The following is a 21,181-nucleotide window of genomic DNA, read 5'->3' as shown; positions in this document are numbered from 1 at the left end:
ACCGCCAGCAAGGCTGATCCGCGCTTGTCACGCATTTGACGATCCTCCGTTCACATGGCGCTTCGCGCCATTGGGTTTGTTCTGTTCGACAAGGGCACGAGCGGTGGACTCGTCGGTGATCAGGCCGCTCAGATAGCGGCTTTCGAGCACCGCTTTGATGGCGCGCACTTTGATCTTGCCGCCGGCGACGGCGACGATCCGGCGGCCCTTCAACTGGTCCCGCGGAAGCGCGAGAATTCTGTCCGACAGCGCCGTTTCCACCGGGCGCCCCTTGTCGTCGAAGAAGTGGGCGAGCAGCTCGCCGACGCCGCCATCGCGTTTCACCTCATCGATTTCGGAATGTTCGATCATGCCGGTAGCGACCAACGAAGCTTCCCGCTCGGCGGTCCCTATGCCGACGAACATCAGGTCGGACCGGCTTGCGAGGTCGAAGACATCGCTAATGCCGCGCTGACCAAGCAGCACTTCACGGTCCTCGGCGGTGTTGGCGACGAAAGGCACCGGCATCACATAAGCCTGCGCGCCGGTCCGCTCGGCCAGCCGATGCATGACATCGTGCGGGTTGGCCGCGAATTTGCGCGTCACGCCGCCAAGCAGCGAGACGAAACGGATATGGGCAGCGGCGGTGCGCGTCAGATACTCGACGCTTGCGGCAAGGGTACGGCCATGGCCGACGCCGATCAGCATGTCCTCGCCGCGATCGATCTCTCGTTTCAGAAACTGAGCGCCGGCGATCCCAAGCGCCTTCAGCGGCAGCTCGTCCTGATCGAGATCAGGAACAACCTCGCAGTAATCGAGCCCGTAAGCATTGATCAGCTGCTGCTCGAGGTCGATGCATTCGCCGACATCGCCGTCGATGATCACCCTGACAAGGCCATCCTGGGTGGCCCGGGTGATGAGCCGATGCGCCTTGAGGCTGGTCAGGCCGAGCCGCTTGGCCACCTGGGCCTGCGTCAGACCCCCGGCATAGTGAAGCCAGGCCGCGCGGGTGGCGAGGCTGGACTCATGATCGCGGTTAGTGGCTCCGCCGGATTTCAAGACATCTCCTCCCTGAGATGATATTATTATCTTTGTGTGCAAAAATTTTCACATCCCTGCATCGCTGTCAATCCCTCGCCGGATTTGGCGCATGCACATATGGGGAATTCACAGGTCTCGCCCTTCCCGAAACGCCGGTCTGCCGGCATTTCGGCGGGCAACATCGACCCATTAGGAGGTGAGCATGTTACTCGATCATACGGCTATGTTAATTTAACGTCAATCTGTGTTATTTCGCGTCTGAGCCAGTAGAATTGCACAGCCATCGGCTATCTAATTTTTTGCTAACTGGCTGTTTCTCCAGAATGATATCTGACATCGGCAAAATCCCAATCCACCTGTGAGTTGAGCGATTGGGGATGCGACGCATCCTTAGGCAAACCGACCGGATTGCCTTGGGAAAGAGCATCGGCGACGGAATGATCAGCCCAGCCGCATCAGGTTCCGGTCCTCGAGTTCCAGGGCTGCGGCCTCGACTTCCTCTGCGAGGCGCCCGGCGCTCCAACCCAGCGCCCGTCCGGCAATCGTCGCAATCTCCTGCAGATCCCGGCCCGTCAGTGACCCTGATATCGCCAGGGTGCTGCGGCGCATGACGATATCGGCCAGATGTTCGACGAACTCGGTGCGGACGATGTAGTCAATTTCCGATCGGCTGTAGCTTTCTGAATCCGGCAGTCGGCCCTCATCATCCGGCTCATGTGTGGCGATCTGCGTGGCTCTGGTGCCATATCGCGACAGCAGCGCCTCGAGACGCCGTTCTCCAGCGCCCGTCTCCGAGTGAGCCAGAGCCAGCCAACTTGCTCGCGCTGCAGCATCAGCCGGGAAATCCCTGCCGCCGCCGATCGGCATGGTCTGCGTCGTCACCTTGCGGCTGCGCTGCAGGCGGCCGAGCACGGTGTCGGCGACTTCCTCGGCGAAGCCGCGAAAGGTCGTCCACTTGCCGCCGATCAGCGAGATGACTGCGAAAGGTCTGTTCCGATCCGGATCGGCGACGGGCGCCGAGTGGTCACGGCTGATCAAGCCGGGCACCGATGCATCCGAGGCCGGCAGCGGCCGGATGCCGCTATAGGCATAGACGATCTGGTCGCGCTCGAACGCCATCCCCGGCAGCAGCGTCCGTACGCTGTCGAGCAGGTACTCGACTTCGTCAGGTTCGCAGCGCACCGCGTCGGGGTTGTCGGCCTTGATGTCGGTGGAGCCGACCAGCGCCAGGCCGAGATAGTCGTAGACAAGGCAGATGCGGCCGTCATCGGCTTCGAAATACAGCATGCGTCCGGCCAGGCTTTTGACCAGCTCGTCGTGCTTCAACAGGATGTGCGAGCCCTTGGTGCCGCCGATCATCTTCGACGGCGCGCCTAGCGAATCGTTGACATCGTCGATCCATGGACCGGCGGCATTGACCACCAGCTTCGGCCGCACCGAAAAGGCCGCGCCGTTTTCCGGCTGGAAGGTCAGCACGCCATCGGCGGACTTCGCCAGCGCCGTGTAGTTCGCGCTGGCCGAGGCCTCGTTTGCCTGCAGCCCATCGAGGATCAGTTCGAGCACGAGCCTCTCGGGGTGGCTTATCTTGGCGTCGTAGTAGGTGCCGGTGGCGACGATCGAGGGGGCGAGCGCCGGCATCTCACTGAGCGCCTGGCGCCGCCCGACCATGCGGTGACGCGGCATGACCTGGTTTCGCGAGCCATAGAAATCATAGATCATCAGGCCGATCTTGATCAGGACGGCGCCACGGCTGCGCGGCGCGCTGGTCGAGCCGAACAGCGTCCGCAGCGCCGCCAGCATGCCCTTGCTCCAGGAGAAGATCGGGATGACGGTCGGCAGCGGGCTGACATAGTGCGGCGCGTTTTTCAAAAGCAAATTGCGTTCGAGCGTCGACTGCGCCACCAGCCTGAACTCGCCGGTTTCGAGATATTTCAGACCGCCATGAATGAGCCGCGACGGCGCAGCACTCGTGCCGGAGCCGAAATCCGCCTTGTCGACGATCAGGCAGCTGACGCCTTGCGCGCACAGATCGCGAAACAGCCCTGCCCCGTTGATGCCGGCGCCAAGAATGACGACGTCGACCTCCCCGGCTCCGGCGGCGGCCAGACGCCCGGCTGGATTTTCCGTACGTATTGCTTCGCTCGAGCTCATGGCGCTTTCGTCTTGACGATGCGCAGCTTCACGCCGGCCCGTTCGAGGGCTTGCGCCCGCGCATCGCCCAGGCCTTCGGTCGCCAGCACGACATCGAAGCTGGTCAGATCATCGAAGACATGCAGCGCGATCCTGTCGAACTTGGCATGGTCGATCAGAAGGATACGCTTGACCGATGCGGCCATCATCGCCTGCTTGACCCGCACGACATTGGGATCCTGGATGAAGGCGGTGGTCCCGGTGATGGCCGAAGCCGAACAGATCAGCACATTGGCGCGAAGCTGTGCCACCGCGTTCTCGCAGACGATGCCGATATAGGCGTTGTAGGTGTTGTGGTACTGGCCGCCGAGACAGATGAAGTCGAGTTCGTCGACATGGGTCAGCAGTGCAGCCGTCGCCACTGAGTTGGTGATGACGGTCAGCGGCTTGACGTCGAGCAGGAGCGTAGCGACCGCATTTGCCGTTGACGAATCGTCCAGCATCACCACCTGGCCAGCTTCGATATAATCGAGTGCTGTCCGCGCCAGAGCATCCTTTTCGGCCCGGTTGACCGTCACCCGGTAGCGGAAGGCGCTTTCGTAGAGACCGGAAGGCTGAACCGTGACCGCACCGTGCAGCTTGCGCAACACGCCCTGCTGCGCCAGCCGGTCGATGTGCCGGTGGATGGTCATGCGCGATACGCCGAAATGCTCGACCAGATCGTCGATGCGTACCTGGCCGAGCTTGATCACATAGTCGGCGATCTCTTCGCGTCGTTCGTCGGCCTTGATCATGCGGTCCCCTCGGTGTCTGGCCGCGCCAGCTTCTCGATGTCGGGCCAATGCGGCACGAGCGCACCGGCTATGCGGCCATAGAGGGAAAAGCGCTCGTTGAACACAGCACTCGAGGCCGGCACTGGCTCGTATTGGCGCGCCGTCATGCCGACCTGCCGGGCGCCTTCTTGCGGCGTCGCGAAGATGCCAACCGCCGCACCAGCGCAAAGCGCAGCGCCAAACGCCGCAGCCTCGTCGGTCGAGGTGACGGTGACCGGGGCGTTCAGCACATCGGCAAACATCTGGACGAAGGCCGGATTGCGCGAGCCGCCGCCCGTCAGGCGGATTTCGCTGATGGCAAAGCCGTCGCGCAAGGCTTCGACATGGGTACGATGATTGAAAGCAATGCCCTCCAGAACCGCCTTGAGCATATCGCCGCGATTGTGCCAGCCATGAAGGCCGACAAAGCTGCCGCTGGCGACATCGCCAAAGGGGGAGCCGAACAGATAAGGATGAAACAGGATGGTCGACCGCTTTTTAAGCGCCTCGTCGATCTCTGCCGCCAAAACCTCGTGGATCGAGCCACCACCGACCGATGCCCTCTCCTGTTCCGAGCGGCAGAACGTGTCGAGAAACCAATCGTAGTTCGCGGTCGAGGCCGGCGAGATCGCCATGTTGTTCCAGCGGCCGGCGTCGATGGCGTTGCGACAGAGCCAACGCGGATCGACGCGCGGTTGCGAAGAGACCACTTCGTTGATGGAATAGGTCCCGGCGACAATGGCAAGCACGCCCTCCTCATGGCCGCCCATGCCAAGTGCGGAGGCAGTTACGTCATGCAGGCCGCTCGCGACCGGTATCCCTTTGGCAAGGCCGGTCATGTCGGCGGCCTCGGCGGTAACGTGGCCGGCGATCTCGGCCGAATGCGCCATCAGCGGCAGCGCGTCGAAAAGATCGTCCAGTCCGAAGATGCGCATCGCTTCCAGCGCGTAATCCTGCGTGCGGAAATCCGTGAATGAGGTGCTGGCCTCGGTACGGTCGGTGCCGATCGTGCCGGTCAGGCAAAAGCGCAGCCAGTCCTTGCAGGCCAGTATATGCCCGATGCGGCCATAGCGGTCGGGTTGGTTCTTCCTGATCCAGGCCAGCAGCGCCGACGGAGCCGAAACGTGCGGCGCCTGGCCTGTTCGACCTAGCGCATCTTCGAAGACCCGGTCCGCCGACCATCGCTCGACAATCTTGCCAGCGCGGCTGTCGAGCGACAGGATTCCAGGCCCTAGCGGCCGACGATCCTTGTCGAGCAAATAGAGGCCGTCGCCATGCGCGGTCGCCGCCACCGCCCTGATGTCGTCCGCCGGGCGGCCACAAAGGGCAATCGCCTCCTTGATTGCATCGCCGGTCGCTTGCCAGAGGCCGGCCATGTCGCGCTCCACCCAATGCGGATGGGGTATCGATTGTGGAACCCGCCGACGCGCCACCGACAACTGCGTGCCATCGGCATCGAAGATCACCGCCTTGGTGACCGTGAGACCGTTATCGATTCCGAGCAAACTGGGCATGGGCGCCGCCGCTTTCAGCAACTGGTGAAGGGCGCTGCAAGGCAAACCTGCAGGTTGGGATAGGGATGACAGGCATGACGACAATCAACGAGCAACGGTGATACAAAAGCGACGCATCCGACGCGGTAAAAAGACCATAGTAGCATGTTAAGTTAACGTCAATACGTGAGATATTTTGCGGATATGTCTGACGTCATCTGCGACGAAAATTGCCATCCCCTCGTACCGCATCCGATGCGGACGAAGTTCCGGCTAGTGCCCAACTGGCCGGATAGGCTTCAACCCCGCGCTGTGAGCCAGAGAGCACGGTACGATTGACGCCGAACGCGCTTCGACTGGCTTTGCGAGTTCCTGCGCAACGACCTGATAACCCGCGCCGCTTCGGCGCCGTTCAAAGAAAACGCGACGACTCAAGAAGCTCAGCCACCCCGTCCAGTTCCTTGTGCAGGCGATGCCAGCGACGGTCGAGATAAACAAGCGAATGCGCCTCCGGGGGGACCTCGTCCGGCTGTACCTCGCCGTCAAGGAGTTCGGCCGCGACCAGTGTCGCGCCCTCGATCGGCAGGACGCCGAGCCGACGGGCGCGGAACCAGGTCGAAACGCCGGTATAGCGCGGTTCGCCGGTGGGCAGCCGCGTCCAGGCGCCTCCCGGAGGGAAGCGTTCCGCGCCGCTCGACGCGCAGAGCTGCGCCAGGTCGATATCAGTGAAGCGCAGCAGGTGGATCACCATGGTCTCGGCCCGCAGCAAAGGCTCGGACGAAGTCGATTTCATCGAGAGCGAGAAGGCGACGACCGGCGGCGCGGCACTTACCGAGATCAGCGAGGATACGGTCATCGCCACCGGCCTGTCGCCGGGATCGGCCGTGATCACTGCAACACCGGCCGGATGGTGGCGAAAGGCTTCGCGGAAGGCGTTGGTCATCGGATGCGGGAAGCTCATCGACGTCTCTCTTCTGCAGCGTGAAATAGGGGCCGGACGGCGTCCGCCGTCCGGCCCTTGCGACTACTTCTTCTCGATCAGGTCGTAGAACTGCCAGGTGCGATCGCTCCACAGCCCGCCGATGTCGCGACCAGCCGAGGTGACGATCGACGGCGCGATCGTGAAATGATTGGCAGCCACCATCATCTCGCGGAAGGTGCGCTGGATCACGCCGGCGCGCAGCGACGCGCCGCCGCCCGCGCGGTAGGCGAAGTTGCAGATATCGACGCCAACCTCGTGAATCTCGGATTTGGCCAGATGGACAAGGCTGATCTGCCGCGTCGATACGCTGTTGCCGGCTTCGACCGTCGCCTCGATGTCGCGCCAGGTTTCGAAGACAAAGGCGCGGGCAGCGCGATAGCGGGCTTCGGCGCGGCCATAATCGTGCCAGAACTTCTCGCTCTCGCCGATCAGGCCGGCGCGACCCGATTTGCTGCGGGCGAACTTGGCGATCTCGTCCAGCATCCGCCGCCCAGTGCCGAGAGCCCAACCGGTATGCCCGATTGCGGCGAGGCCGACGACACCGAGACTGAAGAACTCCTTCTGACGCAGCGGCGGTGCGGTCAGGATCGGGAAGACGAGATCGTCGGCGATGAAGACGTCCTCGGCCGCATAGTCGATGCTGCCGGTGCCGCCGAGGCCCAGAACGTCCCAATTGCCGAGTTGCTTGTGCTGAGAGATCGGGGCATGGGCGCACATGATGATCAAGTTGCCCTTCTCGTCCTTGGCGGGCTTGCCGGTGCCGTCGTCGACGAAGGCGGCACTGTGGCTGTAGGTGGCGTGGCTGAAGCCGCTGCCATAGCTCCACTTGCCATTCAGCCGGTAGCCGCCATCGACTTTCTTCAGCATACCGAGCGGCGCGCCCTGCCCCGAGAACCGGTTTTCGGTGCCCGGCGCGAACAACCGCTCGACCGCGCTGTCCGGCAGAAAGGCTGCCGACATCGCACCGATGCAGCAATGCACCATGGAAACCCAACCAGCCGCCCCAGAGTGCCAGGTGATCGCCGCCAGCAGTTCGAGACCCTGGGTGGGTCGCAGCTGCGCACCGCCGAGGCTCTCCGCGGCGAAGATATGCGACATGCGCAGCGGCTTCAGCAGCTCGAACGTGGCCGCAGTCAGTTCGCCATTCTCCTCATCGGCGGTGGTGTTGGCTTCCAGGGCCGGCCCGATCTCCGTGATCTTGCTGAGCAAGTCGCGATAGTCGGTGGTCGTCCCCCACGAGCCGTGCTTGATGGGTTTGTTCATTGTCTTCTCCTCCTTTTCAAATGCGGTCAGCCGGCGAGGAAATCGCCGATCTTCCTGAGTGTTTCGGGTTTCTCCTGCATGACGAAATGGCCGGCATCCTCGACCAGGATCAGGCGTGCGTCGGGCAGGGCTTCGACGAAGAGCGGCGCCTGGCCAGCCGGCAGCAGACGGTCCCTGGTGCCCCAGACGACCAGCGTCGGATTGGCGATACGCACCAGAAAGCGCCGCAGGTTAGGATGGCCCATGCCGAACGGCGCCAGCAGCCGGCCGAGCGTGTCGCCTTCGCGGACGCGGTCGGCGCCGAAGGCCTCGGCAAAGGCGGGGTCTGAGCCGTCCGGGAAATAGCGCAGCGCCACCGAGACGTCATGCGCCAGATAGGCCGGCAGCTCCTGCGGCGCGACCGCGCCCAGATCGGTGGCCGGATGCGCGGGGTCGTTGAGCCCGGCGGGAGCGATCAGCACCACCTTGTCGAAACGCTCGCGCGCAAGGCCGGCGAGCTCGGTCGCCATCCAGCCGCCCATGGAAAAGCCGATGAGATGAGGCTTCTCCGGCAGGTTCAGAACATCGAGCAGGTTCAGGTAGTGCAGAACCATGTCGGACATCCCGGCCACATGCGGCGCCGGGCCAGAAAAGCCGAAGCCCGGATGGCTCGGGCAGAGCACGCGGAAGCGGTCGGCGAGGCCCTCCGCGAAGTCGAAGCCTTCAAGCGTCGAGGCGCCGTGCAGGAACAGCACGGGCTTGCCTCTACCGATGGCCTTCACCACCGTTTCCGTGCCGCCGATATCGTATTCGAGGGTTTCGAATTGAACGGCCATTTTCACTCTCCTCAAACAGGTGCGGCCTCAAACAAGGTCCGGCTGTATCAGCACTTTGCATTGCGTGGTGCGGCGGCGAAGGCTCTCGAATATCTGCGGAACTGGCGAGAGGTCGATCCGGTCGGTGACCAGAGCTTGCGGTGCGAAAGGTCCGCCGCGCAGCGCATCGAGGGCGACGCCGAATTCGTTGCGCTGATGGAAGAAGACCGAGAACAGCAGGTTCACTTCCTTGGTCAGCGCAATGAACGGATCCCATTCGTCGCCGCCGATACACAAGCCGACGCCAACCACCGTGCCCTGCAGCCGCACCGCTTCGACCGCCGCGCCGATGAGGCCGCGCTTGCCGACGCATTCGAAGACGACGTCTGGCGCTCCGCCGCAGAGATCGGCGAGGTTCTCGGTCAGCTTTTCGCCGGAAAGCGCGAAGCCGGTCGCGCCGAGAGCAAGCGCACGCTCGCGCTGATGACCGTGGATGTCGGCCACCACGACACGCGACGCCCCCATCCGCCGTGCCCAGAAGGCGACGAGCAGTCCGATCGGCCCGGCGCCCAGGATGGCGACTCGATCCCCCGGCTTCATGCCCGAGCGGACGATGCAATGCAGAGCGACCGACAATGGCTCGGCCAACGCACCATCCTCGAGCGCCACATCGTCGGGCAGGATATGACACTGGCGCGCGGCCACGGTCGCGTATTGCGCATAGCCGCCGCCGATCAGCTCCATCTCGCGACAGCGCGCCGGATCGCCGCGCTCGCAGGCTTCGCAGTGTCCGCAACCGCGCATAGGCGCGACGGCGACACGGTCACCGATCCGAAGGCCTGTTGCCTCCGATCCGACCGCGACGATGTCCCCAGAGAATTCATGGCCGAGCACGAAGCCTGCCTCGATGCCGAAAGGCACGGGGTCCTCGGTGATATGCAGATCGCTGCCGCAGATGCCGCAGGCGGCGACACGCAAGACGACCTCGCCCGGTGCCGGCGTCGGGTCCGGCACCGTGCCGATCCGCAGCGGGACGCCGACCCTATCGAAGATGGCGGCTTTCATGAATCCTCCTCGTCAGCGGTTCGGGTCGACGAGCTTGCGTCGGATCGGGAACCATGGTGCATCCCACCGTTTCGAGATCAGGCCCCAGATGCCCGTCCGGGCGTAGAGCGCGACCAGAAGCGTCATCAGGCCGAGGACAACGAAATAAGTCGCGCCGTATTCGCCGAACCAGCGGTCCGCGATGAAGAAAATCAGGGATCCGATCAGAACGCCCTCGATGGAGCCGATTCCGCCGACCATGACGATGAAGATCGCGACGTTGGCCCACATCGGATCGAAGGCCGAACCCGGGGTGATGCGGAGCTGCGCCATGAAATAGATCGCCCCGGCAAGACCGCAGCCGACCGCCGACGCGACGTAGATCAGGAAGCGCAGCTTGACGACATTCACGCCCTGGCTTGCGGCCGCGACCGGATTGTCGCGCATGGCGATCAGCGCAAGGCCGAAGCGCGAGCGAAGCAGCCAGTAGCTGCCGCCCAGCGTGACGAGCAGCATCCCCGCGCAGAGCAGCGACATGGCGACATTCCGCTCGAAGGCCGAATAGTCCTTCATCACGCGAAGCGACATGCCCGCGCCGGAATTGACGAGCGGCAGGTTCGAGGCGGTCAGCCGGAAGACCTCGGCCACCACCCATGTGCCGATCGAAAAATAGGGACCATCCAGGCGATGCAGCAGCAGGTAGATCGGCACGGCCAGCGCGGCCGGCACCAGCAGCGAAAGGAAGACCGCCACAAACGGATTGATGCCGTAAGTCTGGGCCAACACGAAGAGCGCATAGCCGGCCGCTCCCATGAAGGCATGCTGACCCACCGAGACGAGGCCGGCATAGCCGGCGAGCAGGTTCCACATCTGAGCGACGGCGATGTAGCAGCACAGCACCAGAATCGACCGGATCGTGCCGGTCGAGGCCCACCATGGCATGGCGGCGACACCGATCAGCGCCAGCACAGCCAGCGTCATCGCGATGCGACCGGACCGGGTCTGGCGTTGGACTAGGACCTCAGGCACCTCGGTTGCCACATAGGGGATCGCACTCATGACAATGCCTTTCCGAACAAGCCCTGCGGGCGGGTCGCCAGCACGATCAGGAAGACGATATGTCCGGCGAGCACGCCGAAGCCCGGATCGATGCGGAAGCCAATGGCCTGCGAGATGCCGAGGACCATCGAGCCGGCGAAGGCGCCCCATACCGTCCCCATGCCGCCGATGATCACCGCTTCGAAGGCATAGATCAGCTGGGCAGGTCCGTCGGCCGGCGCGACGGTCGACCGCAACGCCTGGAAGACGGCTGCAAAGCCGAGGATGCCGACCGCTGCCGCTGTCGCCATCGCATAGACGGCGCGCGGATTGATGCCGGTCATCGCCGCTGCCTCGACATCGGCCGACGCGGCGCGGAGCGCCCGGCCGAAGCGCGTGCGCTTCAGAGTCAGGTCGAGGCCTCCTGTCAACCCCGTGGCGACGGCCAGCACGATCAGCGGCAGGAGGCCGACATAGATACCGCCGATCTCGATGGATTGACTCTCTATTCCATGGCCGGGCAGCGATCGGCTGTTCGCGGACCATATCTGCAGCATCAGGTTCTGCAGCGCGATCGACAGTCCGAAGGTGGCGATCAGCGAGGGCAGCGGATCGCTGCCCACCACGCGGTTCAGCACGGCCTTCTGCAGCACCCAGCCCATCAGCACCGCGAGCGGCACCAGTAAGATCAGCACAGGCAGCGGTCCCAGACCCCAGGCCGTGGCTATCGAAATGCCTATCAGCGACAAAAGGATCACCAGATCGCCATGGCTGATGTTGACGATCCGCATGACGCCGAACATCAGCGCCATGCCGAGCGCATACTGGGCATACATGCCGCCCAGCAGGACTCCCTGTACCAAGGCGTCAAACCACTCCATGGCCTGCTCCAAAATAGGCTTTGCCGATCTGCTCACGCGTGATCTCGGCGGATCTGCCGGTCAGGGTCACGCGCCCCTCCAGCATGCAGTAGAGGCGGTCCGTGGCGGTTCGGGCGAGGCCTACATCCTGTTCGACCACGATCATCGCCGTTCCGGTGGCGCGGATTTCGGGCAAGGCGGCATAGATCTCGCGGATCACCTTCGGCGCAAGACCAAGGCTGATCTCGTCGCAGAGCAGCACGCGAGGTTGGCAGAGCAGTGCGCGGCCGATCGCCACCATCTGTTGCTGCCCGCCCGAGAGGCTCTGGACCTGCGTGCGGGCCTTCTCCTTTAGGATCGGGAACAGCAGGTGCAACCGCGGCAGCGTCCATCCGCCCTTGGCGCCCATGCGCGCGGCCTGGTCGATGGCGACGCGCAGATTGTCCTCGACCGACATGCCGGTGAAGAGCCGACGGCCCTCCGGCACGATGGCGACACCCTTCTGCACCATGCGGTCGGTGGTGGTGCCGCCAACGGCCTCGCCGTGCAGCAGCACCATCTCGCGCGCAACCGGGAGCAGGCCCATGATCGAACGCAGGAGTGTGGATTTTCCTGCCCCGTTGGCGCCGATCAAGGCCACGGCCTCACCCTGGTGCAGCTCGATGTCGACGCCGTAGAGCGCCTGGAAATCGCCATAGCGGGCCAACAGCCCGTGGGTGGAAAGAACGGCCGTCATGCCTCGATCCCCATGTAGACGCGCTGGACCTCGGGCAGCGCAATCACTTCGGCTGGCACGCCTTCTGCGATCTTCTCGCCGAAGTTCAGTACCAACAGCCGGTCGGCCACCGCCAGCAGCGCGTGCAGCACATGCTCGATCCACACGATGGTGATGCCGCGGTCACGAATGCGGCGCACCAGCGCCACCAATGCCTTTGATTCATCGTCGGTCAGGCCGCCCGCGATCTCGTCCAGAAGCAGCAGCTTCGGATCCGACGCCAGCGCGCGCGCCAGCTCCAGCCGCTTGCGATCGAGCAGAGTGAGCGCGCCGGCCGAGACATTGGCCTTGTCGGAGAGCTCGCAATCGCGCAGGACCTGGGCGCAGAAAGCATAGCTCTGCTTCTCGGACCGGCCGCCGCCGAAAGCGGCGGCGACCAGCAGGTTTTCGAAGGTGGTCATGCCGGAATAGGGACGCGGGATCTGATAGGTCCGCCCGATCCCCATCTGGCAGCGCCGGAAGGGCGGCTCGCCGCGAAGCGCGGTGTCGCCGAGCTGGATCTCGCCGCCGGACGTCTTCAAATCGCCGCTGATCATGTTGAACAGCGTCGTTTTGCCCGCCCCATTCGGGCCGAGGATGCCCAGCACCTCGCCCCGATGCACGTCGAAGCTCACCTCATGCAGGACGCGGACAGCGCCGAAGGACTTCGACACGCCGTGCGCTTTCAGCAGGATTTCCTTACCCATAACTCTGCCCGCGTTCCCGCTCATGTCACCAGGCGATCGGCTGGATAGGCTGCTGCGGCGCGAAGAGCTGATTGACAGTGTTGTCGACGATCTTCAGGTCATAAGGCCATTTCTCGCCCTTCACCCACTGGCCGCCGAAGATCGGCGTCTTGCAGATGTTCTTGTGGGGCGAGCCGTCGAACTTGATATGACCGACCAGCGTCTGCAGATCGGTAGCGACCAGAGCGTCACGATTGGCCGCACGGTCGAGCGGATTGGAAGAGCGCTTCAGTATGTCGAGCGCGACCTCGAGCAAGGCATGCGAATAGCCCAGCGGCTGCGTCCACTGGCGCTTCGTATCGGCTTCCCATTGGCTGGCGATGTCGCTGCTGACCTGGCCGGTCAGCGACGACTTGAACGGGAAGGCCGGTGTCCACCAGACCTCCGAGGACATGCCGTTGCCTAGAGGACCCATGGCCTCGACGCCACCCGGGAACAAGAGCGCCGCCGCCACCGTGACCGCCTTCGGCTTGAAGCCCTGCTGGTTGCACTGGGTGACGAAGGTCTTCAGATCGTCGGGATAGGTAATGCCGCCGATGATCTCGCAGCCCTGCTTCTTGAACTCGGCGATCTGTGCGGAAAAATCATTGGTGCGGGGCTGGAAATAGCCGGGCACCACGACCTCGTAGCCGGCCTTGCGGGTCGGCGCTGGCAAGCCATATTCGTCGTTGCCCCAGGTCTCGCCGTCGATGTTCTGGGGGAACAGCATCCCGACCTTCTTGTTGGTCTCCAGATGGTTCCAGAGCCCGACGAAGGTGTTCAACGCCTCGTCGAGGCCCCAGAAGAAATGATAGGTCCAGTCGAAGGTCTGCTTGCCGCCGCCGCGCGGCATGATCACCGCTTGCCAGGGAGCGCCCGAGGAAATGCAGGGCGTTTCATAAAGCTCGGCCTGCTCGGCCGCGGGCAGGATCGTGTCGGTGGTCGAGGCCGGCACGAGCAGATGCACCTCGTCGTTCAGGATCAGATTGCCGGCGATTTCCGATGCCTTGTTCGGATTGGACTGGCTGTCGCGGTCAAGAATCTCGATTTCGTAAGTATTGCCGTCGGCGCATTGCAGCTGGCCGCCGAGCAGGGCGCGGATCTTCTGCAAGGTGTAGCCATCCGTTTCACCAAAGAGGGCGAGCGGTCCGGTCGTCGGGCTGAGATAGCCGAGCTTGATCTTTCCCGCCGTCGCGGCGCGCACATAGGCCGGCATGCCAAGCGTGCTGGCCGCAAGGCCGGCTCCAATCCCCTTCAGGACGCTTCGGCGGCTGGGCCGCAAGCCCGATTTCACCAGTCTGTTGTAGTAGCTCATCGTCGGTTCCTCCCTGGGTTAAGTTTCTCCGGCCCACGGGACCGGTCTCAGTTCAAAGCGGCTTCAGGTCATCCTCAGCAGTGAGCCGCCATCGATTACGATCAGCGAGCCCGTGACGTAAGACGCGGCCGGCGACGCCAGATAAAGCGCCAGGCCCTTGATCTCTTCCGGGTCGCCGATCCGACCGAGCAGCGACTGGGCCTCGAAGGCCTTGCGGTCCGCCGGATTGCGCAGCCGGCCGCCGGCGATGTTGGTGATGAACGGTCCGGGCAGGATGGCATTGATGCGGATGTTGTAGGCGCCGAGCTCCATCGCCATGTGGCGAACGAGATGGTTCACCGCGGCCTTGGCGGGCATGTAGGGCGTGCCCACGATGCTCTCGTTGATCAGCGATGCAATGGACGACGTGACGATGATCTGGCCGCCGCCATTCGGCTTCATGTGCCGGACGGCATGCTTGATCGTGGTGTAGACCGAGGTCAGGTTGATCTCCATCACCTTGTCCCAGTGCTCGTCGGGCAGGTTCTCGATGGCGCCCTCGGGGTTCCTTTCGCCCGTCGGGGTGTTGAAGCCCGGCCCGGCATCGATCCCGGCATTGGCGAACACGACATCGATCGAGCCCGCCTTCCCGGCGACCTTGTCGAAGGCTGCGGCCATGGCCGCGCGGTCGCCGACATCGACAACCTGGCCCCAGACATCGCCACCCACCGCCCTGATCGCGGCCACGGTCGTGTCAAGCCCGGCAGGGTTCAGGTCGAAGATACAGACCTTCGCCCCGTGCTCGGCCATGATCTCGGCATAGGCCTGCCCGATGCCGCTGGCGCCCCCGGTGACGATCACCGACTTGCCTCTGACATCGAACATCTTTTCAAGTGCGGCCATCAGTTTCCTCCCTTGTGCGACAGCACGAAATCGAACTCCACGTCGTAGAACGGGGCCGCAACCTCGACCCTGGCGGCAGCTTCGGCGTCCTCGACCTTGCGGAATTCGGCGAGCAGGCTCTTCTTCACGCCGAAGACGACATCTGAATCGATGTACGGGTCGTCCGGGTCGAAGATGTGCGTGGTCAGCGCTTCGAAGCCCTCGGCCTCGACGATGTAGTGGAGATGCGCCGGACGATTGGGGTGACGCCCCAGGGCGCCCAGCAGCTTGCCGACCGGGCCATCATCCGGGATTGGGTAGTATTTGGGCTTCACGCCGCGAAACCAGTAGCGCCCGTCCGGGCCGGTGCAAAAGACGCCGCGCAAGTTGAAGTCGGGCTGGATGCCCTTCTGCTGCACGTCGTAGAAGCCCTCGTCATTGGCCTGCCAGACGTCGATCTTGGCGCCTGCGATCGGCTTGCCCTCGGTATCGAGGATGCGGCCATGCACGAACATGGGCTCGCCCTTCTGGTCGAGGCAGATGTTGGAGCCCATCGGCAGTTCGGGGGCGTCGGCGACGTGGAAGGGTCCCAGCACCGTCGATTCCGAGGCGCCCGACGGCTTGCGGTTGTTGATCGCATCGACCAGCATCGAGACACCGAGAACATCCGACAGCAGGATGTATTCCTGCCGCCACTCGTTGCAGATCTGGCCTGTCTGCGTCAGGAACATGATCGCGCCGAACCATTCCTCCTGTGTCGGCTCGATCTCCTTCACCGCCTCGTGCAGCTTGCGGGTGATGACCTCCATCACCTCTTTGAGCCGCTCGTCCTTGGCGTTCCTGTTCCGCGCCACCACGACCTCGGCCGAGTTCGCTTCGGTGAAATAGCCGGATTCGTGTTCATCGATCATGCGATCCTCCTCAGCGCGCCAGAACGGATTTCAAGACCCGGCGCAGTTCGGCCGCCGGATCGGCCGCCAGCGTTTCGGAACGCCAGGCAACATGATGGTCGGGACGAACGACCAAGCAGCCGTTGTCGCGGATCTCCCGCGCGCCGGCCCAGTCGCCGGTATGATCCTCGATCGCGCGGCGCGGGCCGATCACATGGCTGCGGATCGGCAGACCGAGCTCCGCGCCCACCGTCTCCGCCGCTGCGACCCACGCCTCGCCGCCAATGCCGGTCAACAGCGTGAACTCGCCATGCCCGCAAAGATCGAGCGTCGAGACTTTCCTGCCGGAGCGCTCGAAGACCCAGACATGCGGCAAGCGCGCACCGGGCCACGTTGTCGGCGCATAGTGCAGCTCGCGATCCTTCTCGAAAGGCGGCTCGCCCTGGCCGTCGGTCACCACCGCGCCGGAGGCATAGCGCTGGTTCATCTCGACGCCATGGGCGTCGAACTCGTACTTCTTGAAGGCGATGGCTTTGCGGAGCGCCTCGCGCTGCGCTTCGGCGACGGGCGTCGCATCGGCGCGAGCCTCCATGTTCCTGTGGATCTTGTCGTGATCCACGCCGCCGTCCATGCCGAGCGCCTCGAAGATCGGTCCGAATTCGGCGATGGATTGGTTCGCCCGTGTCACGATCTGGCGCGCGATCGGTGCGCGCTCGGCCGAGAAGCTGTCCAGAAGCCCGACCCCCGCCTGCCCCTTGACGACCTTGGCAAGCTTCCAGGCGAGGTTGAACCCGTCCTGGATCGATGTGTTCGAGCCGAGCCCGTTCGAGGGCGGATGCCGGTGCGCGGCATCGCCCATGATGAACACCCGCCCCTTCTGCATGTGCGTGGCGAAGCAATTGTTCACGGTCCAGGTGTTGGCGCCCAGGAGCTCGATCTCGAGCGCGGGATCTCCGACCAGTTGACGCGCGACGCTGGTGGCCAGTTCCGGCGTCACTTCAGGCGGCGGCTGGTTGATGTCGTAGCCCCAGACGATCAGCCATTCGTCCCACGGCCGCACCATGCGCACGAGACCCATGCCGATGCCGCCGACGTCGGCGCCGGGCTGCATGACCCAGTAGAGGACGCTCGGCCGGTGGGCGACATATTTCGAGAGATCAGCCCTGAACAGGATGTTCATCGAGCCGCCAACGCCCATCTTGCCCTCGAGCGGCAGGCCCAGATGCTCGGCCACCAGCGAGTTGCCGCCGTCGGCGCCGACGAGGAACTTCGACCGCACGGTGAAATCCTTGCCCGACAGCCGATCGTGGCAGGTCGTGGTCACGCCGTCCGCATCCTGGACATGGCTGACATATTCCGTGCTCATGCGGGCCTGCGTGCCGCGGGCGCAGGCCGACTTGAACAGGATCGGCTCCATGAAGGTCTGCGGCAGATCGTTCATGAAGCAGGGAGACGACAGGAGATGTTCGGCCTTGGAGAGCGGATGGACGCCCCAGCTCTTCATGCGGCCGATCTCCTCGCCGGCCAGGCTTTCGCAGAACACGTTCTCGCCCATCAGCTCCTGCGGGGAGGCGTGCATCATGGCTTCGGCCTCTACCTCCGGCCCAAGGTCGCGCAGCACTTCCATCGTGCGCTGGTTGGTGATGTGGGCACGCGGCGTGTTCGACAACCAGCGATAGCGATTGACGATCATGTTGGCGACGCCATAGCTGGACAGCAGCGCGGCGGTGGCCGAGCCGGCCGGGCCAGTGCCGACGATCAGCACGTCGGTTTCGATATCCGCCATTAAATTCCTCCCTCGATCTTCGGACCGGTCAGCCTGCGGCGAACCGGAAACAGGTGCAGGCCCTTGCGGGACGCGATCAGGCCCCACAGCCCCTTTGGTGCAAAAAGCATCACGACGACGGCGATGAGGCCGAGCGTCATCAAGTACCAGCTGCCGTAGTCGGCCAGCGCCGAGCGCAGCGCAAAGAAGACCAGCACACCGAGGATCGGCCCCTCGATGGTGCCGATGCCGCCGATGACGACTATGAAGATGACGTTGGCGGTCCAGTCGGTGACGGCAAAGGCCGCTCCCGGCGAGATGCGGGCCGTCTGCAGAAAGATCAGCGCGCCGGTCAGCCCGGTGGCGGCCGCGGCGATCAGAAAGACCGCCCATCTGAGCCGGCCGGTATCGACGCCGACCGATTGCGCCGCGTCGACATTGTCGCGCACCGCCGCCAGCGCCAGCCCGAGGCGATTGCGCAGCAGCCAATAGATGCCGCCGGTCACAGCTACGACCAACGCCAAAGCCAGCCAGTAGGCCAGGATGTCGCGTGCCGCGGCCTCGCGGACGCCGAACAGCGCCCTGATCGCATCGGTGCCCAGGATGCTGCTCGTCGCCTCGCGCGGCAGCGAAGTGCCGGTGCCGCCGCCGAGCGCCTTCCACTGCGCGACCAGCAGGCGCGTCACTTCAGCGATCACCCAGGTGCCGATGGCGAAATAGGCGCCCTGCAAACGGAATGCGAAGAAGGCCGTCGGAACCGCCAGCACCAGCGCCGCAAGCCCCCCCAGTGGGATCGCCAGGACCGGATTCCAGCCAAGCAGGATCACGCCGGCGAACATCGCGTAGGCGCCGATGCCGACGAAGGCCTGCTGACCCACCGAGACCAGGCCGCCATAGCCCGCCAGAAGGTTCCATATCTGCGCCAGCGTCAGCATGGTGAGGATGAAGAACAGATCCTGTATGACGCCCCGCGAGGCCACGGCAGGCAGCGCGAGCGCGGCGACGATGACGATCGGCACCGTGATCGCGGTTACGGTTCCGGCGCGGGTGCGGGTTGTCAGTCGATACATGCCGCCCCTCAATCCACTGCGCGCGGAAAAAGCCCGCGCGGTTTGAGCAGCATCACGGCCAGGAAGGCGATGTGGCCGGCCAGGATCTGCCATTCCGGATTGAGCGCGGCACCAAACGTCTGCGCCACGCCGATGATGATCCCGCCCGCGAGCGTTCCCCATAGGCTGCCGAGGCCGCCGATGATCACCGCCTCGAAGGCATAGATCAGCCGCGCCGGCCCGATCGAAGGATCGAAGTTTGCCCGCATGCCGAGATAGAGGGCCGCCAGCGTCACCACGATCATGGCGATCCCGGTGGCGATCGCGAAAATCCGCTTCGGCTCTATCCCCATCAGCCCCGCCGTCACGGCGTCGTCCGAGGTGGCGCGGAAGGCACGGCCGAGCGCGGTGTTGTAAAAGAGCCCGTTCAGGGCAATGATCATCACGATCGCCGAGGCAAAGGTCATCAGCGGCATGATCCCCACCGTGACCAGCCCGAGATCGAGCGATGCCCCTTCCAACGCGCCCACCGGAATACGGCGGCTGTCGGCGGAGAAGGCCTCGAGCAGGCCGTTCTGCAGGGCGACCGACAGGCCGAAGGTGACCAAAAGCGGCGGCAGGATGTCCTTGCCCAGTACGCGGTTCAGCACGGCGGCCTGCAGCAGCCAGCCGAGCGCGAACATCGCCGGCATGGCGACCAGGGCAGCGATCCAGGGCGACAGGCCGAGCAGCGTGACGCCCATCAAAACCAGATAGGCGGCAAGAATGATGAGGTCGCCATGGGCGAGATTCACCAGCCGCATGATGCCGAAGACGAGGCTCAATCCCGCTGCAAACAGGGCATAGAGCCCGCCCAGCAGAATCCCCTGCACGAGAGTGTCCAGCCAGATCATCGCCGCGCCACCTCGATCAGGCCATGAGAGCGCTGTGCGAGCAGATGACGGAATCTCGGATCCCTGGTCATGACGCCACCCCGAAATAGGCAGAATGGATGTCTTCGCGCGTGACCTCGGCCGTCCTGGCGGCCAGCGTGACGCGACCCTCCATCATGCAGTAGACGCGGTCGGCAACCGCCAACGCCTTGCCGATATCCTGCTCCACCAGCACGATCGCGGCGCCGCTTTCGCGGATCCTGGGAAGGGCAGCGTAGATGTCGCGGATGACGACGGGCGCGAGGCCGAGGCTGATCTCGTCGCAGAGCAGCAATTGGGGGTTCGACATCAGCGCCCGGCCGATCGCCACCATCTGCTGCTGGCCGCCCGAGAGCGCGGTGCCGGGGCTCTTGCGCCGCTCGCGCAGGATCGGAAAAAGGTCATAGACGGCGTCGAGGTTCCACGGCCCCGGCACCTTGCGCGCCTGCCCGCCGACCAGCAGGTTTTCCTCGACGGTGAGCGAAGGGAACAGCCGGCGCCCCTCCGGCACCATGGCGATGCCGCGTTTCATGATCTGGGCCGAAGACAGCGCGCCGATCGGCTCGCCCCTGTGCAGCACCATGCCGGGCTCGTTGCCGATCACGCCCGTGATCGAGCGCATCAGCGTGGATTTCCCGGCGCCATTGGCGCCGATGATCGCCACGCATTCGCCTGCGGCCACGCTGATATCCACACCGAACAGCGCCCGGAACTGGCCGTAATTCGCGGTGAGGCCACGCGTTTCCAGCATCAGACCTCGAGCCCCAGATAGATTTCGCGAACCGCCTTCGAGGCCATGATCTCATCAGGCGCACCGATCCCGATCACACGCCCGAAATCCAGCACGAGAAGCCGCTCTACCACCGAATTCAGGGCGTGCAGCACATGCTCGATCCAGATGATTGTCGTGCCCCTGGCGTGGATCGCCTTGATTGTCGCGACCAGGGCCTTGCATTCGCCCTCCGTCAGACCGCCGGCGACCTCGTCCAGAAGCAGAAGCTCAGGGCCTGTCGCCAGGGCGCGGGCGAGTTCGAGGCGCTTGCGGTCGAGAAGGCTCAGCGAGCCGGCCACGAAATTGGCCTTCCTGAGAAGCTCCGTCTCCTCGAGGATACCAGCGCAATCGTCGACCATCTCGGCCTCGCGTCCGCCGCGGCCGAAGGCGGCAGCGGTCAAGAGATTTTCGAACACGGTCAGCCCCTCGAAAGGTTGCGGAATCTGGAAGCTGCGGCCGACGCCCATGCGCACCCGCTCCATGGCCGGAGCACGGGTCACGTCGCGGCCGAGCAATTCGATGCGCCCCTCATTGGCAAACAGATTGCCGGTGATCAGGTTGAAGAGCGTCGATTTTCCCGCGCCGTTCGGGCCGATAATGCCCAGCGCTTCGCCGCGCGGCACGCTGACGGTCACGGAATCCGCAACCTTCAGGGCGCCGAAGGACTTCGAAACGTTTTCCAGCCTGAGTATCATCACTGTCA

20 protein-coding genes are annotated in these 21,181 nt (G+C 64.2%); all 20 read right to left on the bottom strand.

Annotated features, from left to right (window positions below; genetic code table 11):
* Nucleotides 1-27 precede the first annotated feature (27 nt).
* Complete coding sequence (locus tag EOB80_RS05750) at nt 28-1,038, bottom strand: sugar-binding transcriptional regulator (protein WP_127326964.1); 1,011 nt, start codon at nt 1,036-1,038, stop codon at nt 28-30.
* A 423-nt stretch (nt 1,039-1,461) separates the two neighbouring features.
* Nucleotides 1,462-3,171, bottom strand: a complete 1,710-nt coding sequence (locus EOB80_RS05745) for a glycerol-3-phosphate dehydrogenase/oxidase (RefSeq protein WP_127326963.1) — start codon at nt 3,169-3,171, stop codon at nt 1,462-1,464.
* On the bottom strand, nt 3,168-3,944 hold the full coding sequence (locus tag EOB80_RS05740; RefSeq protein WP_127269804.1) for a DeoR/GlpR family DNA-binding transcription regulator: 777 nt from the start codon (nt 3,942-3,944) through the stop codon (nt 3,168-3,170). The genes EOB80_RS05745 and EOB80_RS05740 overlap by 4 nt, the downstream gene beginning before the upstream one ends.
* Nucleotides 3,941-5,476, bottom strand: coding sequence for an FGGY-family carbohydrate kinase (locus EOB80_RS05735; protein ID WP_127326962.1), 1,536 nt, complete (start codon nt 5,474-5,476; stop codon nt 3,941-3,943). Before EOB80_RS05735 ends, EOB80_RS05740 begins: the two co-directional genes overlap by 4 nt.
* A gap of 391 nt (nt 5,477-5,867) precedes the next feature.
* Nucleotides 5,868-6,398 (bottom strand): flavin reductase family protein, encoded by a 531-nt coding sequence (locus EOB80_RS05730; RefSeq protein WP_245466254.1) that lies wholly within the window; start codon nt 6,396-6,398, stop codon nt 5,868-5,870.
* Between the two features lie 81 nt (nt 6,399-6,479).
* A complete protein-coding gene (locus tag EOB80_RS05725; RefSeq protein WP_127326960.1) occupies nt 6,480-7,700 on the bottom strand; it encodes an acyl-CoA dehydrogenase family protein in 1,221 nt (406 codons plus the stop codon).
* Between the two features lie 26 nt (nt 7,701-7,726).
* Nucleotides 7,727-8,515, bottom strand: a complete 789-nt coding sequence (locus EOB80_RS05720) for an alpha/beta hydrolase (RefSeq protein WP_127326959.1) — start codon at nt 8,513-8,515, stop codon at nt 7,727-7,729.
* 27 nt (nt 8,516-8,542) lie between these two features.
* A complete protein-coding gene (locus EOB80_RS05715) occupies nt 8,543-9,559 on the bottom strand; it encodes an alcohol dehydrogenase catalytic domain-containing protein (protein ID WP_127326958.1) in 1,017 nt (338 codons plus the stop codon).
* A gap of 12 nt (nt 9,560-9,571) precedes the next feature.
* Nucleotides 9,572-10,597, bottom strand: coding sequence for a branched-chain amino acid ABC transporter permease (locus EOB80_RS05710; protein ID WP_127266426.1), 1,026 nt, complete (start codon nt 10,595-10,597; stop codon nt 9,572-9,574).
* The gene (locus EOB80_RS05705; protein WP_127266427.1) at nt 10,594-11,457 is read right to left on the bottom strand and encodes a branched-chain amino acid ABC transporter permease; all 864 of its coding nucleotides are present in this window, start codon (nt 11,455-11,457) and stop codon (nt 10,594-10,596) included. Before EOB80_RS05705 ends, EOB80_RS05710 begins: the two co-directional genes overlap by 4 nt.
* The gene (locus EOB80_RS05700) at nt 11,444-12,172 is read right to left on the bottom strand and encodes an ABC transporter ATP-binding protein (protein ID WP_127266428.1); all 729 of its coding nucleotides are present in this window, start codon (nt 12,170-12,172) and stop codon (nt 11,444-11,446) included. The genes EOB80_RS05705 and EOB80_RS05700 overlap by 14 nt, the downstream gene beginning before the upstream one ends.
* Nucleotides 12,169-12,897 (bottom strand): ABC transporter ATP-binding protein, encoded by a 729-nt coding sequence (locus EOB80_RS05695; protein WP_127326957.1) that lies wholly within the window; start codon nt 12,895-12,897, stop codon nt 12,169-12,171. Before EOB80_RS05695 ends, EOB80_RS05700 begins: the two co-directional genes overlap by 4 nt.
* Nucleotides 12,898-12,922: 25 nt before the next feature.
* A complete protein-coding gene (locus EOB80_RS05690; RefSeq protein WP_127326956.1) occupies nt 12,923-14,230 on the bottom strand; it encodes an ABC transporter substrate-binding protein in 1,308 nt (435 codons plus the stop codon).
* 63 nt (nt 14,231-14,293) lie between these two features.
* A complete protein-coding gene (locus EOB80_RS05685) occupies nt 14,294-15,112 on the bottom strand; it encodes an SDR family NAD(P)-dependent oxidoreductase (RefSeq protein WP_127326955.1) in 819 nt (272 codons plus the stop codon).
* Complete coding sequence (locus EOB80_RS05680; protein WP_127326954.1) at nt 15,112-16,002, bottom strand: intradiol ring-cleavage dioxygenase; 891 nt, start codon at nt 16,000-16,002, stop codon at nt 15,112-15,114. The genes EOB80_RS05685 and EOB80_RS05680 overlap by 1 nt, the downstream gene beginning before the upstream one ends.
* Nucleotides 16,003-16,012: 10 nt before the next feature.
* A complete protein-coding gene (locus tag EOB80_RS05675; RefSeq protein ID WP_127326953.1) occupies nt 16,013-17,767 on the bottom strand; it encodes an FAD-dependent monooxygenase in 1,755 nt (584 codons plus the stop codon).
* On the bottom strand, nt 17,767-18,816 hold the full coding sequence (locus tag EOB80_RS05670) for a branched-chain amino acid ABC transporter permease (protein ID WP_127326952.1): 1,050 nt from the start codon (nt 18,814-18,816) through the stop codon (nt 17,767-17,769). The genes EOB80_RS05675 and EOB80_RS05670 overlap by 1 nt, the downstream gene beginning before the upstream one ends.
* Nucleotides 18,817-18,824: 8 nt before the next feature.
* Nucleotides 18,825-19,688: a branched-chain amino acid ABC transporter permease gene (locus EOB80_RS05665; protein ID WP_127326951.1), complete on the bottom strand. Its 864-nt coding sequence runs from the start codon at nt 19,686-19,688 to the stop codon at nt 18,825-18,827.
* A 67-nt stretch (nt 19,689-19,755) separates the two neighbouring features.
* Nucleotides 19,756-20,457 (bottom strand): ABC transporter ATP-binding protein, encoded by a 702-nt coding sequence (locus EOB80_RS05660; protein ID WP_127318884.1) that lies wholly within the window; start codon nt 20,455-20,457, stop codon nt 19,756-19,758.
* Complete coding sequence (locus EOB80_RS05655; RefSeq protein WP_127326950.1) at nt 20,457-21,173, bottom strand: ABC transporter ATP-binding protein; 717 nt, start codon at nt 21,171-21,173, stop codon at nt 20,457-20,459. Before EOB80_RS05655 ends, EOB80_RS05660 begins: the two co-directional genes overlap by 1 nt.
* Nucleotides 21,174-21,181: the final 8 nt, after the last annotated feature.

Origin of the sequence: Mesorhizobium sp. M7A.F.Ca.MR.245.00.0.0 (assembly GCF_003997415.1) — a bacterium.
Lineage (GTDB): Bacteria > Pseudomonadota > Alphaproteobacteria > Rhizobiales > Rhizobiaceae > Mesorhizobium.
The sequence above is the reverse complement of the archived record's forward strand: the minus strand, read 5'-3'. Positions and strand labels throughout refer to the sequence as shown.

Excerpts from the sequence above, each read along its gene's own strand:
- EOB80_RS05745 (WP_127326963.1), bottom strand. The coding sequence starts at position 3,171 with ATGAGCTCGAGCGAAGCAATACGTACGGAAAATCCAGCCGGGCGTCTG.
- EOB80_RS05740 (WP_127269804.1), bottom strand. The coding sequence starts at position 3,944 with ATGATCAAGGCCGACGAACGACGCGAAGAGATCGCCGACTATGTGATC.
- EOB80_RS05735 (WP_127326962.1), bottom strand. The coding sequence starts at position 5,476 with ATGCCCAGTTTGCTCGGAATCGATAACGGTCTCACGGTCACCAAGGCG.
- EOB80_RS05730 (WP_245466254.1), bottom strand. The coding sequence starts at position 6,398 with ATGACCAACGCCTTCCGCGAAGCCTTTCGCCACCATCCGGCCGGTGTT.
- EOB80_RS05725 (WP_127326960.1), bottom strand. The coding sequence starts at position 7,700 with ATGAACAAACCCATCAAGCACGGCTCGTGGGGGACGACCACCGACTAT.
- EOB80_RS05720 (WP_127326959.1), bottom strand. The coding sequence starts at position 8,515 with ATGGCCGTTCAATTCGAAACCCTCGAATACGATATCGGCGGCACGGAA.
- EOB80_RS05715 (WP_127326958.1), bottom strand. The coding sequence starts at position 9,559 with ATGAAAGCCGCCATCTTCGATAGGGTCGGCGTCCCGCTGCGGATCGGC.
- EOB80_RS05710 (WP_127266426.1), bottom strand. The coding sequence starts at position 10,597 with ATGAGTGCGATCCCCTATGTGGCAACCGAGGTGCCTGAGGTCCTAGTC.
- EOB80_RS05705 (WP_127266427.1), bottom strand. The coding sequence starts at position 11,457 with ATGGAGTGGTTTGACGCCTTGGTACAGGGAGTCCTGCTGGGCGGCATG.
- EOB80_RS05700 (WP_127266428.1), bottom strand. The coding sequence starts at position 12,172 with ATGACGGCCGTTCTTTCCACCCACGGGCTGTTGGCCCGCTATGGCGAT.
- EOB80_RS05695 (WP_127326957.1), bottom strand. The coding sequence starts at position 12,897 with ATGGGTAAGGAAATCCTGCTGAAAGCGCACGGCGTGTCGAAGTCCTTC.
- EOB80_RS05690 (WP_127326956.1), bottom strand. The coding sequence starts at position 14,230 with ATGAGCTACTACAACAGACTGGTGAAATCGGGCTTGCGGCCCAGCCGC.
- EOB80_RS05685 (WP_127326955.1), bottom strand. The coding sequence starts at position 15,112 with ATGGCCGCACTTGAAAAGATGTTCGATGTCAGAGGCAAGTCGGTGATC.
- EOB80_RS05680 (WP_127326954.1), bottom strand. The coding sequence starts at position 16,002 with ATGATCGATGAACACGAATCCGGCTATTTCACCGAAGCGAACTCGGCC.
- EOB80_RS05675 (WP_127326953.1), bottom strand. The coding sequence starts at position 17,767 with ATGGCGGATATCGAAACCGACGTGCTGATCGTCGGCACTGGCCCGGCC.
- EOB80_RS05670 (WP_127326952.1), bottom strand. The coding sequence starts at position 18,816 with ATGTATCGACTGACAACCCGCACCCGCGCCGGAACCGTAACCGCGATC.
- EOB80_RS05665 (WP_127326951.1), bottom strand. The coding sequence starts at position 19,688 with ATGATCTGGCTGGACACTCTCGTGCAGGGGATTCTGCTGGGCGGGCTC.
- EOB80_RS05660 (WP_127318884.1), bottom strand. The coding sequence starts at position 20,457 with ATGCTGGAAACGCGTGGCCTCACCGCGAATTACGGCCAGTTCCGGGCG.
- EOB80_RS05655 (WP_127326950.1), bottom strand. The coding sequence starts at position 21,173 with ATGATACTCAGGCTGGAAAACGTTTCGAAGTCCTTCGGCGCCCTGAAG.